This is a genomic window from Halomonas sp. SH5A2, from assembly GCF_014263395.1.
Classification (GTDB): Bacteria; Pseudomonadota; Gammaproteobacteria; order Pseudomonadales; family Halomonadaceae; genus Vreelandella.
The window spans coordinates 2,830,282-2,844,355 of sequence record NZ_CP058321.1 but is presented as its reverse complement, the minus strand read 5'-3'; the positions used below and the strand labels follow the sequence as shown (position 1 = coordinate 2,844,355).

Genomic DNA, 14,074 nt, shown 5'->3' with positions numbered 1-14,074 from the left:
CTTGTCATGAAAACAAACACAAGTGATTTTTCCACATCGGCCTTTATGCCTGAGCACCGTTCACACGCGGTCACGCCTCCGCTGGGCTACTGGCGTGTTGCCTGGCGTTCCCCATGGGGGAACACCTGCAGTGTGCTGGTTGAGCGACGTGCGCTGATAGTCAGCACGGGGCTGTGCGTCGCGCTGCTGTGCGCCTGTGTGCTTTATTTGAGCCTTGGGAGCATGGCGCTGCCCGTTAGTGCTGTACTGCCGGCGCTATTCGGCCGGGGCGAGATGATCAGCGTGTTCACCGTTCAAGAACTGCGTCTGCCCCGGTTGATGGCGGCCTGCTTGACCGGGGCGGCCTTCGCGCTCGCCGGTGTGCTGATGCAAACCCTGGCGCGCAACCGGCTTGCCACGCCGGGCATTATCGGTATCGATAACGGCGCGACGGCCTTTGCCGTGGCATCCATCGTGGGCCTAGGTGTTTCCATCGCCCCACCCGCCATGGCGCTGGCGGGGGCCGCCACGGCTGCCGCGTTGACCTTTGGCCTGGTGGCGGGCGGCGGCACCCAGGGCTACCGGTTTATCGTCGCAGGCATTGGGGTGGGGGCGGTGTTTGGTGCGGTCACCCAACTGATGCTGTCGCGGGTGGCGATTGATACCGCCAATGCTGCCTATCCCTGGACCGTCGGCACGCTCAATGCGCGCCCCGGCGGCGCGGTCGCCTTACTCGCCGTGGGGCTGGTGTTGGGCATGGTTGCCGCTTGGTTTGTCGCGCGTCCGTTATCGCTGATGCGTTTTAAAGACGCTACCGCCTATGGGCTGGGCGTCAATGTCAAAGCCCGCCGCTTTCAGGTGCTGATGCTCTCGGTCGTATTGACAGCGCTGGCAGTAGCGGTGGCAGGCCCCGTCGGCATGGTCGGGTTGATTGGCCCGGAAATCGCCCGTTCGCTGTCCAGTTCACGCCAGGTGCCGCTGCTGGCCTCGACGCTTGCTGGCGCGCTGGTGATGGTGCTTGCCGATCTCGCCGGGCGCACCTTGCTTGCCCCGATTGAAATTCCTGTCGGCATTGTCACCGCGGTGATCGGCGGCCCCTGGCTGTTATGGATATTAATGCGCCCGCAACGGAGCCACGCATGATGCAGGTTGAACTATCCCCTACGCTTGCCACCGACGCGCTCGACCTGAGCTATGGCGCCCGGCGCGTTATCGCGTCATTAGGCGTCAGCCTGCCCAACGGCCAGGTGACCGCGATTGTGGGCCCCAATGGGTGCGGCAAGTCCACGCTGTTGTCGGGCCTTGCCCGTTTGCATAAACCGGACAATGGCGCAGTGCTGTTGAGTGGCGAGGATATTCAGCGCCTGCCCGGCCGCGAGCTGGCCAGAAAGCTCGCCCTGCTGCCGCAGGAGGCTGTCGCACCAGAAGGGCTCACCGTCAGTGAGCTGATTCGTTTTGGCCGCCAACCGCACCAGGGCTGGCTGCGCCAGTGGTCGGCGGAAGACCAGCGCGTGGTGGAACACGCCTTGCACGCCGCCGGGCTAGAGGCGCTGGCCGAGCGGCCTTTAGAGGCGCTTTCCGGCGGACAGCGCCAGCGGGCCTGGATCGCCATGACCATCGCCCAGCAAACGCCACTATTACTGCTTGATGAGCCTACGTCAGCCTTGGACCTGGGCCACCAGATCGAGGTGTTTGAACTGGTACGCCATCTCGCCAGCCAGGGGCGCACGGTGGTCATGGTGCTTCACGACCTGGCCAGCGCCTGCCGCTACGCGGATCATCTCATCGCCTTGTGTGACGGGCAGATTGTCGCCCAAGGGGCACCGGCAGAGGTCGTCACGCCGGAACTGGTGCGCGAGCTTTATCAAGTGGACTGCACGCTGATTATCGACCCCGACACCGGCAGCCCCTTGCTTGCCAACGTGCGCCGCGCCTGTTCCTGAGCACGCTTTCCAAGCGCTGTCTCTAAGTTCCAATCTCAAGGCCCAACCCTAAGACAGTAGTTGGAAAATGCTACGATAGGTCCCACACCTCGACCCCTAACCGCTCAGTAAGGAATGCTTGTGGCTTCTTCCACGCCCCAATCTCAAGCTCATCGTTCTCATAATCAGAGCTTTCAGGCGTTAATGCGCCTTTTGCGCTACGCCAAGGGCTACCGGCGGCGGATTATCGCCGCGACCGTTTGCTCGATCATCAATAAGCTGTTCGACATCGCCCCCGAGATTCTCATCGGTGTGGCGATCGACGTGGTGGTCAACCAGGAACAAAGCTTTGTGGCGCGGCTAGGCTTTGAGACACCCCAGGAGCAGATCACCATGCTCGCCGTGCTGACGTTCTTCATCTGGGCGGGGGAGTCGCTGTTTGAATACCTGTTCCAGATCCTGTGGCGCAACCTGGCCCAGCGGCTGCAGGCGGATATGCGTCAGGACACCTACGAGCACGCCCAGCGGCTGGATATGGCGTTCTTTGAGTCGAAAAGCTCCGGCCAGCTCGTCGCCACCATGAACGATGACGTCAACCAGCTCGAACGCTTTCTCGATGGCGGTGCCAACGCGCTGATTCAGGTCGGCGTCACGGTGGTTGCTGTGGGGGCTGTCTTTTTCGTGCTCTCGCCGCTGATTGCACTGCTGGCGTTTACGCCCATCCCGCTGATTATCTGGGGCGCGTTCTACTTCCAGCGCAAGGCAGGGCCACTGTATAGCGACGTGCGCGAAAAGGTCGGCGATCTGGCCAGCCGGCTGTCTAATAACCTAAGCGGTATTGCCACCATCAAGAGCTTTACCAGCGAACACCGCGAGGCCGAACGCCTGCGCGCTGCCAGCGAAGCCTATGTGAATGCCAATCGCCGGGCGATTCAGGTCAGCTCGGCATTCATTCCGATCATCCGCATGGCGATTCTGGCGGGCTTTTTGGCCACCTTTACCGTCGGCGGCATGATGGCGCTCAACGGTGACTTGAACGTGGGCGCTTACGGCGTGCTGGTATTTTTAACCCAACGCCTGCTGTGGCCGCTAACCGGCCTGGCCCAGGTAATTGACCTGTTCGAGCGCGCCATGGCGAGCACCAAGCGCATCCTCGACCTGCTGGAAGAACCCATCACGGTGAAAGACGACAGCTCGACGCCGCTGGCCCAACCCGTCAAGGGCGAGGTGCGCTTCGAATCGGTAAGCTTTCATTACACGGCAAGCGAAGTCGGCGTTGATGGAATTGATCTCCACGCGCCTGCCGGGCATACGCTGGCGCTGGTCGGCGCGACCGGTTCCGGCAAATCAACGCTGGTGAAGCTGTTACTACGCTTTTACGACCCCGAAAGCGGGCGGGTGCTGATCGACGGTCAGCCGGTCATGGACGTGAGTATGCACTCACTGCGCCAATCAATTGGCCTGGTCAGCCAGGACGTGTACCTGTTCGAAGGCAGCATTCGCGACAATATCGCCTACGGTAAGCCGGACGCTGATGACGAGGCGATTATCGATGCGGCCAAAACCGCCGAGGCGTGGAGCTTTATCGAGACGCTACCCCAAGGGCTGGACACGCCGGTAGGCGAGCGGGGCGTGCGGCTTTCCGGTGGTCAGCGTCAACGGCTTTCGCTTGCCAGGGCGCTGCTTAAAGACCCGCCGATTCTGGTGCTGGATGAAGCCACGAGTGCGGTCGATAACGAAACCGAAGCGGCCATTCAGCGCTCGCTCAAACGTATCGCCCACGGCCGCACGGTCATCATGATTGCCCACCGGCTTTCCACCATCGTGCACGCCGATGAAATTGTGGTGATTGAAAAGGGCCAGGTGGCTGAGCGCGGCACCCATCAAAGCCTGCTGGCGGCAAACGGCCACTATGCCGCCCAATGGCGGGTGCAGACCGGCGAGGCTGAGGTGGGGGACGCCGACACGATAAGCGCTTAACGGTTAACCAGCCGCGCATCGAGCGTGACCGGCACGTGCTCGTCGATCTCCTGATAACCCAACAGCGAGAGCACGCTGCGCAGCGTCGCGTTGGCCATCAGCGCGCGGCCATCCAGCGCCATGGGTTCGGCATGGGTGACGCGCACTTCATTCAAGCCCTCGCGGGTGAAGCGCAGCGGCATGGCTTCTTCCTGGTTGACCATGTCGCTTTGTAGCCTAAAGGTCAGCGTTTCCACCAGCGACTCGCCAATGTCCAGCTCGTCCAGCCGCTCGGGCGGCATCTGCGCCACCAGCGTGACAAGGGTGGTATTGGCGAGCATCTCGGCCCAGGTGGGCAGCTCGCCAAAGCGCGTCAGCATGTCCGTCTGGCTGAGCTTGAGCGGCAGGCGCAGCGTGCCATCGGCAGAGATATTGCCCTGCAGGTCGCGTACCTGATGGTGATGGGTTTGCGGTACCTCGCCATTTAGCTGAGTAATGGAGGCCTGCACATTCGAGCGGTCAGGGTCCAACTGCCAGTCCGCCTGCGCTGGCACCGCCAACAGCAGCGAAAAAAGCGCCATCAATGCTTTCAAAGCGTATCTCCTTATCAAGGGCCTTTCATAAACAGGCTTCCCTCAAGACCCGCTAACCGACAAAAAGTGCCGCCTAAATGACAAGATAGCCCCAACGGGGGCTGGCCTCGCCCCACCACATTCGCTATGATATGCACGCCTTTCGGGCCCATAGCTCAGTTGGTTAGAGCAGGGGACTCATAATCCCTTGGTCGTCCGTTCAAGTCGGACTGGGCCCACCAATCTCCCTTCTTTTGGTCAGTATTCGCTATAAGATATTGGCTTGGTTGTAGCCTTCTATCACTTTGCTTGGACATAGTCTCCTTGCTTTATTCTTATCTTTTAATTTTTTACTCGCCTATCAGCTAGTGCTGCCACCATCGCGTTATCTTATTGAAAATCCATGCGCGTTAATGGTTTTATCAAAACTCTCTTGCATGCTCAGCCGCTGAACACATTAGGAATTTCTGGCCGATGCTGGTTTATAGCTCCACCAAACAGCAATTCATCGATGCCGTACGTGCAAACGCCATTAGCGACATCATAGAGAATGAAGTTTCACGCAAGCTGAACCGCAACTCGCCCCGTAGTGAGGTGACGTCCTGGGAGAACTCCCTTCGCTTCATGATGAGCGTTCTGCTCGATGAGGGCATTCCCGCATCGGCGGGGGTGGCTATCGAATACAATATTCCGCTGACCAATCGCCGTGTGGATTTCATCCTAACCGGCAAGAATAATCAGCGAGACGATGCTGCGATCATTGTGGAACTGAAACAGTGGCAGTCCGTCGAGGTGACCAAAAAGGATGCCATCGTGCGTACCCAGTTGGGTGGTGGAGTGCGCGAGACTAACCATCCGTCGTATCAGGCTTGGTCCTATGGAGCGCTGATCGAAGATTACAATGAGACGGTACGTTCCGAGTCGATCCGCTTGGTGCCTTGTGCCTACCTGCACAACATGAAGCACGCAGATGCCATCAATGACCCCTTCTACGAACACCACACCAGCCGTGCACCGGTCTTTATTTCTCACGATGCAATGCGGCTTTCAGAGTTTCTCAGCAAGCACATCAAGTACGGTGATAGTAACGGCATCATGTATCGCATCGAACATGGTGTGATCAAACCAAGCAAAAACCTGGCGGATGCGCTGGCGTCGATGATGAATGGCAACGCCGAGTTCCTGATGATTGACGAGCAGAAGCTGGTCTACGAGACAGCGCTCGATCTGGCCCACCGAGCAGGTAGCGGCAACAAGCAGTGCCTGATCATCAAGGGAGGGCCGGGTACCGGCAAGTCGGTAGTGGCTATAAACTTGCTGGTGGAACTGACTAATCGGGAAATGATGACGCAGTACGTGTCACGCAACTCGGCCCCACGAGAGGTCTTCAAGAAGAAGCTGACCGGTACCCGCAAGAAGACCCACATCGATAACCTGTTCAAGGGATCGGGAAGCTACGTTCATGCCGAGCCGGATACCTTCCATGCCCTGATCGTGGATGAGGCACACCGGCTGAACGAAAAGTCTGGCATGTATCAGAACCTTGGGGAGAGCCAGATTAAGGAGGTGATCTCGGCGTCATGGTTGTCGATTTTCTTCATCGATGAAGCGCAACGTGTGACATTGAAGGATGTGGGGACGGTTGAAGAGATTAGGCGACGAGCAGCGGAGAGCGGAGCCGACATACAAGAACTAGAGTTGGCGTCACAGTTTCGCTGCAACGGCTCGGATGGCTACCTAGCTTGGCTTGATCATGCCCTTCAGATTCGCACCACGGCCAACACCGATCTCGATGACATTGACTATGACTTCCAGGTGTTTGATGACCCCGTTGCCATGCATCGGGCGATTCGCGAAAAGAATCATAAGGCCAACAAAGCACGCATGGTCGCAGGCTACTGCTGGCCTTGGGCGAGTAAGAAGAACAAACAGGCCATGGACATCGTCCTCCCTGAACATGGCTTCTCTGCCCAATGGAACCTTGATGACGATGGTATGCTCTGGGCTATCGCCGATGATTCTATTGAGCAAGTAGGCTGCATACACACCTGCCAAGGGCTCGAATTCGACTACGTCGGTGTCATCATCGGAGACGATTTTGTTATTCGTGATGGCCGCGTTGTGACAGATGCGGCTGAGAGGGCAGGTCAGGATCGTTCTGTTCATGGCTACAAAAAAATGCTCAAGGAACAGCCCGAGCATGCCCGTGCCCAGGCGGACCAGATCATCAAAAATACCTATCGAACGTTGATGACGCGGGGCCAGAAGGGCTGTTACGTCTATGCCACGGACCCCGAGACTCGAGAGTACTTCGCGTCCTTTGCTCGCGCTCAAGCAGCTACAGAGGGACTGGATGCATCTGAAGATGCCGGTATGCTGGATGGCTTGCACCTTCCCATCGTGACGCGTGACGAGGCCGCGCCGTTCGAGCGCCATGTGCCCGTCTACGACTTGAGCATCGCCGCCGGCGAGTTCAGCGAGATGCAGATCGCGGAAGCCGAGTACTGGGTCGAGCTGCCGGATTTCATGCGAGCAAGCCCTGATTTGTTCGTCAGTCGAGTGGTGGGGGAGTCGATGAACCGGCGCATCCCCAATGGTGCTTGGTGCCTGTTCCGGGCCAACCCCGGCGGCACGCGGCATGGGAAGGTTGTCGTAGTACAGCACAGATCTATCGAAGACCCGGACCATGGTGGCAGTTTTACGGTCAAGCTGTATCAGAGCGAAAAGATCGAAGAATACGGTGAATTCGTGAACCAGCGTATCGTACTGAAACCCCAGACCAACGCCTTTGGCTATAAAGACATTGTGCTCGAAGACGAGCTTGAAGACCTGAAGGTTATTGGTGAATTTCTTTCTATGTTGTGAGGGGATAGGCTGCATTATGGTCGCCCATATCGATGCTTGGTAGCGAGCCTAGTTGTAGGCATGCACACATCAATCCAATACCCAAGAGTTAGGTGAAACGCACATGTCCGACCCGTTCAAGCAGCTCCACGACGCCATGGACCAGTTCGCCACGGAGCGAGACTGGGACCAGTTCCACTCGCCCAAGAACCTCGCCATGGCGCTGACGGTGGAGGCGGCTGAACTGCAGGAATGCTTCCAGTGGCTTACCGAGGCGCAGTCCAAAGAGCTGGACGAGCAGCAACTAGCCGCCGTGCGTGACGAAATTGCCGATGTTCAACTCTACCTGATTCGGCTGGCTGGCAAGCTGGACGTGGATATCGAAGCGGCATGCCGGACGAAGATGGAGAAGAATGCGGAGAAATATCCTGCGGAAAGGGCCTGAATTCAAACATTAAGCGCAGCACCTGCGGTTTTCAGCGCCCCTGAATACTCTCCGAGGAACACTTGTGCCGGCGTCCGATACCCCAGACGTTTTCTGGGACGATTGTTCAGCTTGGAAACGACTCGCCTCAGTGCTGAGTCGCTCACCTTTCGGAAGTCCGTTCCTTTCGGGAAATACTGGCGAATCAGGCCGTTGGTATTTTCATTGGTACCACGCTGGCTTGAGCGGTACGGGTCACAAAAATAGGTCTTGGCCGAGACGGCCTTGGCAACCTGTCGATGCTCGGCAAATTCCGAACCGTTATCTAGGGTGATGCTCTGCACTGCTCCTCGGCGTGGTTCTAATAACCGGGTCATCGCCTTGGCCGTTCCAGTGGCCGTGATCTTCGGCAGGCGCGCTGCCAAGAGGTAACCGCTGCGTCTCTCGACCAGTGTCACCAAGCCGGATTCTTTGTGGCCCTTGAGTACCGTATCGCCTTCCCAGTGACCGATATGGCGTCTTTCTTCCACTTCAGCGGGGCGCTGCTCAATACCTACCCGGTGTGGGATCTTGCCTAATCCAGCATGCTTGGCTAACTGTCGCTGATAGCGCCGCTGTCGTGGTAGACGGAGTCGCTTCCATAATTCGCCGCCGTGTTTCTTGTCGTCCCAGATTAATGCATAGATCCACTGGTGGCTTACGCAAACCCCGTTGGCATTCGCCATGAAGCCACTTATTTGCTGAGGGCTCCATTCATCCATCAGTTGATCAGTCACCCAGCGAATCAGGCTTGGCAGTCGCTTCGTTACTTTCCAAGCGCTGCGTCGGCGCTGATCACTTCTCGATTGCGCCTGCTCAGGCGCATAGCCAGCCGTAAGCCCATTGCGCTTTATCTCGCGGCTGATGGTGCTGCTGTGGACCCCAATAGCCTTGGCTATTTGTCGCTGGCTGATGCCGGTCTCAAGATAAGCAAAAATTTGGTATCGTTGGGCCTGGGTCAGTTGTCGGTATCCCATGCTCTGCTTCACTTTGGTCGGTAAAGTCGAGAGGGTACCGGCGCTGGCCCTCCTTCCTCTACTGTGTGATCCAAAGTGCTGCGGTTATTCTATGAATCCAGGGGTTAAAGGGAGCGCGAAAAAGTATACATGTTATGGAAACGGTGACTTATAACACCGTGAAAAATTCTCGTTGAAAAAAACTGTAAAGCAAGTTCGCTTATTTAATTTTAAAGTTAATAAACTAATTTTTGCAGGGGGGTAAATGAGGTTTTCCGACTACTTTGGTTTAAAAAAGAAACAAGCTGTTTTGGATTTTGTTGATATACCGTTGGAAACAGATGTGCCAGTTTTTTTGGAGCCCGTTGCAATTAAAAATTTGCGATCTGCCTGGGGGCATGAATTAGCCTCTATGCTTCAAACTTTTTTATCAAGTATTGAAGTGCATTAAGTCAGGAGATGATGATAAAGCTAAGGCGCTTCTCGCGTCTCTAAATGAAAGCAATGAGTTTCATTTAGGTTATTCGTCTGGAAGGTCAAAGGGGCATGGTTTTGGCTCAGGCTCTGCTGAAAATGTTTGGTCAGCATTGACTAAAAGCAAGGCGTCAGTGACAGGGCTTCTTAAAGACCTAGAGGATACTGCTCTTTTGATACCGGGAGTCGGATCAGATATGATATCCGATGCCGTTTGTAATATTTTAAGAGGGCCATTGATTCGTTATACACAAGATATGTGCGTTCACTACGGAGTACCACTTACGCCTGGTATTGATTCCGGCCCTATTTGGAATCCCCAGGAAAGTAAGTGGGACCATGCGCTGGTCTCACTTCCACTGACTAACTATGGAAAAGTTATATTAGTACCAAAGCTTATAGTTAGAAGTAGGCTCTGCTATAAGTCAGATGAATATTATAGATATTTTATCCTTCCGCAGATGCAGCATGAACACTTGCAGGCCCGCACTTCTCTTGTTGAAGTTCTTCAAAATGGCGGAGAGAGAGTTACTAAGAAGAATTTAATAAAAAAGTATGGAAAAGATAAGTTGTCGGTGGTTGAACAAACTGTTGCAAGGCCTTACATAATGGATGAATATAGAGAGCAAAAGAAAAACTCGCCCTCAGTGCCATTATCCCTGGATTCATAGAATAACCGCAGCACTTTGGATCACACAGTAGAGGAAGGAGGGCCAGCGCCGGTACCCTCTCGACTTTACCGACCAAAGTGAAGCAGAGCATGGGATACCGACAACTGACCCAGGCCCAACGATACCAAATTTTTGCTTATCTTGAGACCGGCATCAGCCAGCGACAAATAGCCAAGGCTATTGGGGTCCACAGCAGCACCATCAGCCGCGAGATAAAGCGCAATGGGCTTACGGCTGGCTATGCGCCTGAGCAGGCGCAATCGAGAAGTGATCAGCGCCGACGCAGCGCTTGGAAAGTAACGAAGCGACTGCCAAGCCTGATTCGCTGGGTGACTGATCAACTGATGGATGAATGGAGCCCTCAGCAAATAAGTGGCTTCATGGCGAATGCCAACGGGGTTTGCGTAAGCCACCAGTGGATCTATGCATTAATCTGGGACGACAAGAAACACGGCGGCGAATTATGGAAGCGACTCCGTCTACCACGACAGCGGCGCTATCAGCGACAGTTAGCCAAGCATGCTGGATTAGGCAAGATCCCACACCGGGTAGGTATTGAGCAGCGCCCCGCTGAAGTGGAAGAAAGACGCCATATCGGTCACTGGGAAGGCGATACGGTACTCAAGGGCCACAAAGAATCCGGCTTGGTGACACTGGTCGAGAGACGCAGCGGTTACCTCTTGGCAGCGCGCCTGCCGAAGATCACGGCCACTGGAACGGCCAAGGCGATGACCCGGTTATTAGAACCACGCCGAGGAGCAGTGCAGAGCATCACCCTAGATAACGGTTCGGAATTTGCCGAGCATCGACAGGTTGCCAAGGCCGTCTCGGCCAAGACCTATTTTTGTGACCCGTACCGCTCAAGCCAGCGTGGTACCAATGAAAATACCAACGGCCTGATTCGCCAGTATTTCCCGAAAGGAACGGACTTCCGAAAGGTGAGCGACTCAGCACTGAGGCGAGTCGTTTCCAAGCTGAACAATCGTCCCAGAAAACGTCTGGGGTATCGGACGCCGGCACAAGTGTTCCTCGGAGAGTATTCAGGGGCGCTGAAAACCGCAGGTGCTGCGCTTAATGTTTGAATTCAGGTCTCAAGAGCAGCTCTCCGAATTAGAGGGACAAGGATCTAAAAAGCCAGACTTGGCCTCAATCGCCGATCAACTGCATAATATTTCTACAGGGGGTGGAAAAACTGCCACTGATTACGAAAACGCTATTGAAGAAATATTTTCCATACTTTTTTATCCTTCCCTCTGTAATCCCGTAAGAGAGGAAGAAATACATAACGGAAGAAAAAGGATAGATGTTAGGTATATTAATGAGGCGAAAAAAGGCTTCTTTTATTGGCTTTCTCAACATTACTCTGCAATGACTATAGTTGTTGAATGTAAAAATTATGGCAAAGATTTAGGGAATCCTGAGCTTGATCAGATATCTGGAAGGTTTAGTCCAAGTAGAGGGCAGGTTGGAATACTCGTCTGTAGGTCCTTGGAAAATAAAAAAGCAATGTATCAGCGATGCATTGATACCGCGATAGATAACAGAGGATATGTTCTTGTTTTGGAAGATTCAGATGTTTTTGAGTTGGTGGAAGAGTATGAGAAAAGTGAAGATGAACAAGATTTCAAAAAGTTAAGAAGTATATGGAAAATGCTAATTGATTAACTTTTTCTTGTTTTTTCTTATTTCCTGGATTCATAGAATAATCGCAGCACTTTGGATCACACAGTAGATGAAGGATGGCCAGCGCCGGTACTCTCTCGACTTAACCGACCAAAATTAAGCAAAGCATGGGATATCGACAGCTTGAAGTGCCCCCCTCCAGAGCTGCACTATAGCCTGTGAAGCTCTGGAGAGGGCACTTCAAATCCTATGCTGAACTTTCCTTCGATAACGCGGGCTTGGAAGGTAGCCTCATTAACACGAGTAAGATACAAACTCGCAGCAAAAACGGGAGCGCTTCCTAAAAAGCGCTCCCATTGCAAAAAACAAGAGAGTGTTACTTAAAACTCAACGGTCGCCGAAAGCTTGAAGGTGCGCGGTTCGCCTTGAATCAAATAATTTGCAAAGGATGTCGAGGCGCCTGACCAGTAATCTTCGTCGGTAACGTTGTCGATGCCTGCGCGCCAGATCCAATCAGCGCCACCGACCGGTGTGGTGTAGCGCAGGCCAAGATCGAGGCGTGTCCAAGAATCCAGCTCCAAGTCGTTGGCTACATCGGCGTACTGCGAGCCCGTGTGCAGGACGCGACCAGTGGCAGTGAGACGCTCGACGAAGGGCGTGTCCCATTCGCCACCGAACACAAAACGATACTCAGGAACGCCCGTGGCGTCATTTCCTTCGTTGCCATCCTGTGTTTTGGTGAGTTCGGCATCTATCCAGGTCGCGCTGCTGAACAGGCGGACTCCTGTCGTTGGCTCACCGTAAAGACTTAGCTCCAGGCCGCGATTACGCTGCTCGTTATCCAGGTTGCCGACGCCATCGACGACCGCTGCAGAGGGTAGCTCGATCTGGAACAGGCTAATGCCACCGCCTAGATTGCCGTAGTCGAACTTAGCACCCACCTCGTGCTGCTCGGCATGGGCAATGCCCAAATGCTGCCCAAAGTTCAGCGCTGTGGTATCACTGACCGTGCCGCCATCCTGCAATGCTTCGACGTAGTTGGCGTAGAGCGAGATATTATCCGTGGTCTTGAACACAGCGCCGACGGCGGGGGTTACCCGACGATCGGCATAGCGATTGCTGCTACCGTCGTTAGGACGTTCGTCGATCTCGAGTTCCTGATAGCGTGCGCCCAGGGTCAGCAACAGGCGGTCATCGATGAATCCAAGCGTGTCGCTCAGCGTGACCCCTTGGGAGCGTGTGCGCGTCACGCTTCCCCCCACGAAAGGCGTGCCATCCGGGCGAGATAAATCGACGGGATCATAGATGTTGGTCGTGCCTGCCGCGAGGAAATTCCAGTCCGTGTCGAACTTGCGATAGGCGCTAGAGTAGCCAAAGGTGATGTCATGGCTAACCGGTCCGGTCAGCACGTAGCCACGCAGCCCCGCTTGGCTTGCGAAGTTGTCGATATGGTTGTCGGTCTCGAAGTCGTTGACACTGGCGTTACCCGCGTCATCGGTAAGGCGCGGAGTCGCCGACACGATGCCTTCGAGCGTGCGGTTACCCCCCAAGGCCGCGAAAGCGGTCCAGGAGTTGGTGAGGTCATATTCGCCTCTGACCATGCCGAAATTGGTTTCTAGCTCGGTTCCACCGAAAGAGGGGGTGTAGTTCAACGAGGAATCCGGTGCAGCGGGCACCTGAGTGGCCACGCCGGTGTTAACGCTTGAACGGCCACCATCCAGGGTGAGCTTTTGATGACCGACATCGAACAATATCCGGCCTTGATCCCCACGGTAGTCGAGCCCAACGACGACGGAGGTATCGCGCTGGGTTTCGTCATCAATGGCGGTATCACCACGGCCGCGCGTGGCACTTACTCGTGCTCCCCATTGCTGCTGATCACCATAACGCTTGCTAGCATCGGCGCCCACTTCGCCGTAGCCATCGGAGCGATAACCACTGGATAGATTGAGCATCGGGTCATCCCCCGCACGCTTGGGCTCGATGTTGACGGTGCCACCAATTCCGCCGCTCCCGCCGATGGGAATGCCCGACGTAAAGGCGCTGGCGCCTTTGAAGACTTCGACGCGCTCGGCAAGGTCGCTGTTGATGATCTGGCGTGGCAGCACGCCGTAGAGGCCGCCATAAGCCACGTCGTCACCGGTCAGGCTAAAGCCGCGTACCTTGTACGCTTCGCCATAGATGCCAAAGCCCAGCCCTACCGATACCGAGGCATCGTTTTGCAGGGTATCGCCCAGTGTCTGAGATTGCTGATTCTCCATCAGCTCACTGGTATAACTGATGACGTTGAAAGGCACGTCCATCGAATCTTTTTCACCGATCAGTCCTACGCGGCCACCCGCAGCGATTTGGCCACCGGCGAAGGCCGGAGGTGGCGTATCTCCATAGGTCGGTATGGAGCCCGTGACGGTGACGGTATCCAGAGACTGATTGTCAGCACTCGTTTGCGCCCAGGCGGTCGCGGGTGTAATACCCATCGCGATCAGCGTCAGCGCGCGCAGAAGCCGTACTTTGTGCGCTGTGTTGGAGGTGTTCCCAAGAGGCATAGTGTCGATCCTATCGTTTTTACAGCAGCACCCAGCCGCCGCGTTTTTATGAAGCCGATGTAAGA

At 55.4% G+C, this 14,074-nt stretch carries 12 protein-coding genes and 1 tRNA gene; 10 read left to right on the top strand and 3 right to left on the bottom strand.

What is annotated here, in order from left to right:
- The first annotated feature begins 45 nt into the window (after positions 1 to 45).
- The 3 genes from HXW73_RS13205 (at position 46) to HXW73_RS13195 (ending at position 3,881) form a co-directional block, all read left to right on the top strand.
- Positions 46 to 1,122 carry a FecCD family ABC transporter permease gene (locus HXW73_RS13205; protein WP_186256021.1) on the top strand — a complete coding sequence of 359 codons (1,077 nt, stop codon included), beginning with the start codon at positions 46 to 48 and terminating at the stop codon, positions 1,120 to 1,122.
- Complete coding sequence (locus HXW73_RS13200; RefSeq protein ID WP_186253532.1) at positions 1,119 to 1,922, top strand: ABC transporter ATP-binding protein; 804 nt, start codon at positions 1,119 to 1,121, stop codon at positions 1,920 to 1,922. Before HXW73_RS13205 ends, HXW73_RS13200 begins: the two co-directional genes overlap by 4 nt.
- 114 nt (positions 1,923 to 2,036) lie before the next feature.
- Positions 2,037 to 3,881: an ABC transporter ATP-binding protein gene (locus tag HXW73_RS13195; RefSeq protein WP_186253531.1), complete on the top strand. Its 1,845-nt coding sequence runs from the start codon at positions 2,037 to 2,039 to the stop codon at positions 3,879 to 3,881.
- On the opposite strand, the gene HXW73_RS13190 is transcribed toward HXW73_RS13195, so the two are convergent.
- Positions 3,878 to 4,453: a hypothetical protein gene (locus tag HXW73_RS13190; protein WP_186253530.1), complete on the bottom strand. Its 576-nt coding sequence runs from the start codon at positions 4,451 to 4,453 to the stop codon at positions 3,878 to 3,880. The genes HXW73_RS13195 and HXW73_RS13190 overlap by 4 nt on opposite strands.
- Positions 4,454 to 4,597: 144 nt before the next feature.
- Between HXW73_RS13190 and HXW73_RS13185 the strand changes: the two genes are divergently transcribed.
- The 3 genes from HXW73_RS13185 to HXW73_RS13175 all read left to right on the top strand — a co-directional run bounded on the left by HXW73_RS13185 (position 4,598) and on the right by HXW73_RS13175 (position 7,721).
- Positions 4,598 to 4,674, top strand: a tRNA-Ile gene (locus HXW73_RS13185).
- A 232-nt stretch (positions 4,675 to 4,906) separates the two neighbouring features.
- Positions 4,907 to 7,297 carry a DNA/RNA helicase domain-containing protein gene (locus HXW73_RS13180; RefSeq protein WP_186253529.1) on the top strand — a complete coding sequence of 797 codons (2,391 nt, stop codon included), beginning with the start codon at positions 4,907 to 4,909 and terminating at the stop codon, positions 7,295 to 7,297.
- A gap of 103 nt (positions 7,298 to 7,400) precedes the next feature.
- Entirely contained in the window at positions 7,401 to 7,721 is a 321-nt protein-coding gene (locus tag HXW73_RS13175; protein WP_186253528.1) for a nucleotide pyrophosphohydrolase, read from the top strand.
- Between the two features lie 2 nt (positions 7,722 to 7,723).
- On the opposite strand, the gene HXW73_RS13170 is transcribed toward HXW73_RS13175, so the two are convergent.
- Complete coding sequence (locus HXW73_RS13170) at positions 7,724 to 8,716, bottom strand: IS30 family transposase (RefSeq protein WP_186252811.1); 993 nt, start codon at positions 8,714 to 8,716, stop codon at positions 7,724 to 7,726.
- A gap of 244 nt (positions 8,717 to 8,960) precedes the next feature.
- Between HXW73_RS13170 and HXW73_RS13165 the strand changes: the two genes are divergently transcribed.
- The 4 genes from HXW73_RS13165 (at position 8,961) to HXW73_RS13150 (ending at position 11,505) form a co-directional block, all read left to right on the top strand.
- Complete coding sequence (locus HXW73_RS13165; RefSeq protein ID WP_186253527.1) at positions 8,961 to 9,146, top strand: hypothetical protein; 186 nt, start codon at positions 8,961 to 8,963, stop codon at positions 9,144 to 9,146.
- A 220-nt stretch (positions 9,147 to 9,366) separates the two neighbouring features.
- Positions 9,367 to 9,840, top strand: a complete 474-nt coding sequence (locus HXW73_RS13160; protein WP_186253526.1) for a hypothetical protein — start codon at positions 9,367 to 9,369, stop codon at positions 9,838 to 9,840.
- An 89-nt stretch (positions 9,841 to 9,929) separates the two neighbouring features.
- Positions 9,930 to 10,922 carry an IS30 family transposase gene (locus HXW73_RS13155; protein ID WP_186252811.1) on the top strand — a complete coding sequence of 331 codons (993 nt, stop codon included), beginning with the start codon at positions 9,930 to 9,932 and terminating at the stop codon, positions 10,920 to 10,922.
- Positions 10,915 to 11,505: a hypothetical protein gene (locus tag HXW73_RS13150; RefSeq protein WP_186253525.1), complete on the top strand. Its 591-nt coding sequence runs from the start codon at positions 10,915 to 10,917 to the stop codon at positions 11,503 to 11,505. The genes HXW73_RS13155 and HXW73_RS13150 overlap by 8 nt, the downstream gene beginning before the upstream one ends.
- Positions 11,506 to 11,843: 338 nt before the next feature.
- Here the strand turns inward: HXW73_RS13150 and HXW73_RS13145 are convergent, their stop codons facing one another.
- Positions 11,844 to 14,009 (bottom strand): TonB-dependent receptor, encoded by a 2,166-nt coding sequence (locus HXW73_RS13145; RefSeq protein WP_186253524.1) that lies wholly within the window; start codon positions 14,007 to 14,009, stop codon positions 11,844 to 11,846.
- Positions 14,010 to 14,074 lie beyond the last annotated feature (65 nt).

What these genes read in the sequence shown, in the direction of transcription:
- HXW73_RS13205 (WP_186256021.1), top strand. Translation starts at nt 46, where the DNA reads ATGCCTGAGCACCGTTCACACGCGGTCACGCCTCCGCTGGGCTACTGG.
- HXW73_RS13200 (WP_186253532.1), top strand. Translation starts at nt 1,119, where the DNA reads ATGATGCAGGTTGAACTATCCCCTACGCTTGCCACCGACGCGCTCGAC.
- HXW73_RS13195 (WP_186253531.1), top strand. Translation starts at nt 2,037, where the DNA reads ATGCTTGTGGCTTCTTCCACGCCCCAATCTCAAGCTCATCGTTCTCAT.
- HXW73_RS13180 (WP_186253529.1), top strand. Translation starts at nt 4,907, where the DNA reads ATGCTGGTTTATAGCTCCACCAAACAGCAATTCATCGATGCCGTACGT.
- HXW73_RS13175 (WP_186253528.1), top strand. Translation starts at nt 7,401, where the DNA reads ATGTCCGACCCGTTCAAGCAGCTCCACGACGCCATGGACCAGTTCGCC.
- HXW73_RS13170 (WP_186252811.1), bottom strand. Translation starts at nt 8,716, where the DNA reads ATGGGATACCGACAACTGACCCAGGCCCAACGATACCAAATTTTTGCT.
- HXW73_RS13165 (WP_186253527.1), top strand. Translation starts at nt 8,961, where the DNA reads ATGAGGTTTTCCGACTACTTTGGTTTAAAAAAGAAACAAGCTGTTTTG.
- HXW73_RS13160 (WP_186253526.1), top strand. Translation starts at nt 9,367, where the DNA reads ATGATATCCGATGCCGTTTGTAATATTTTAAGAGGGCCATTGATTCGT.
- HXW73_RS13155 (WP_186252811.1), top strand. Translation starts at nt 9,930, where the DNA reads ATGGGATACCGACAACTGACCCAGGCCCAACGATACCAAATTTTTGCT.
- HXW73_RS13150 (WP_186253525.1), top strand. Translation starts at nt 10,915, where the DNA reads ATGTTTGAATTCAGGTCTCAAGAGCAGCTCTCCGAATTAGAGGGACAA.
- HXW73_RS13145 (WP_186253524.1), bottom strand. Translation starts at nt 14,009, where the DNA reads ATGCCTCTTGGGAACACCTCCAACACAGCGCACAAAGTACGGCTTCTG.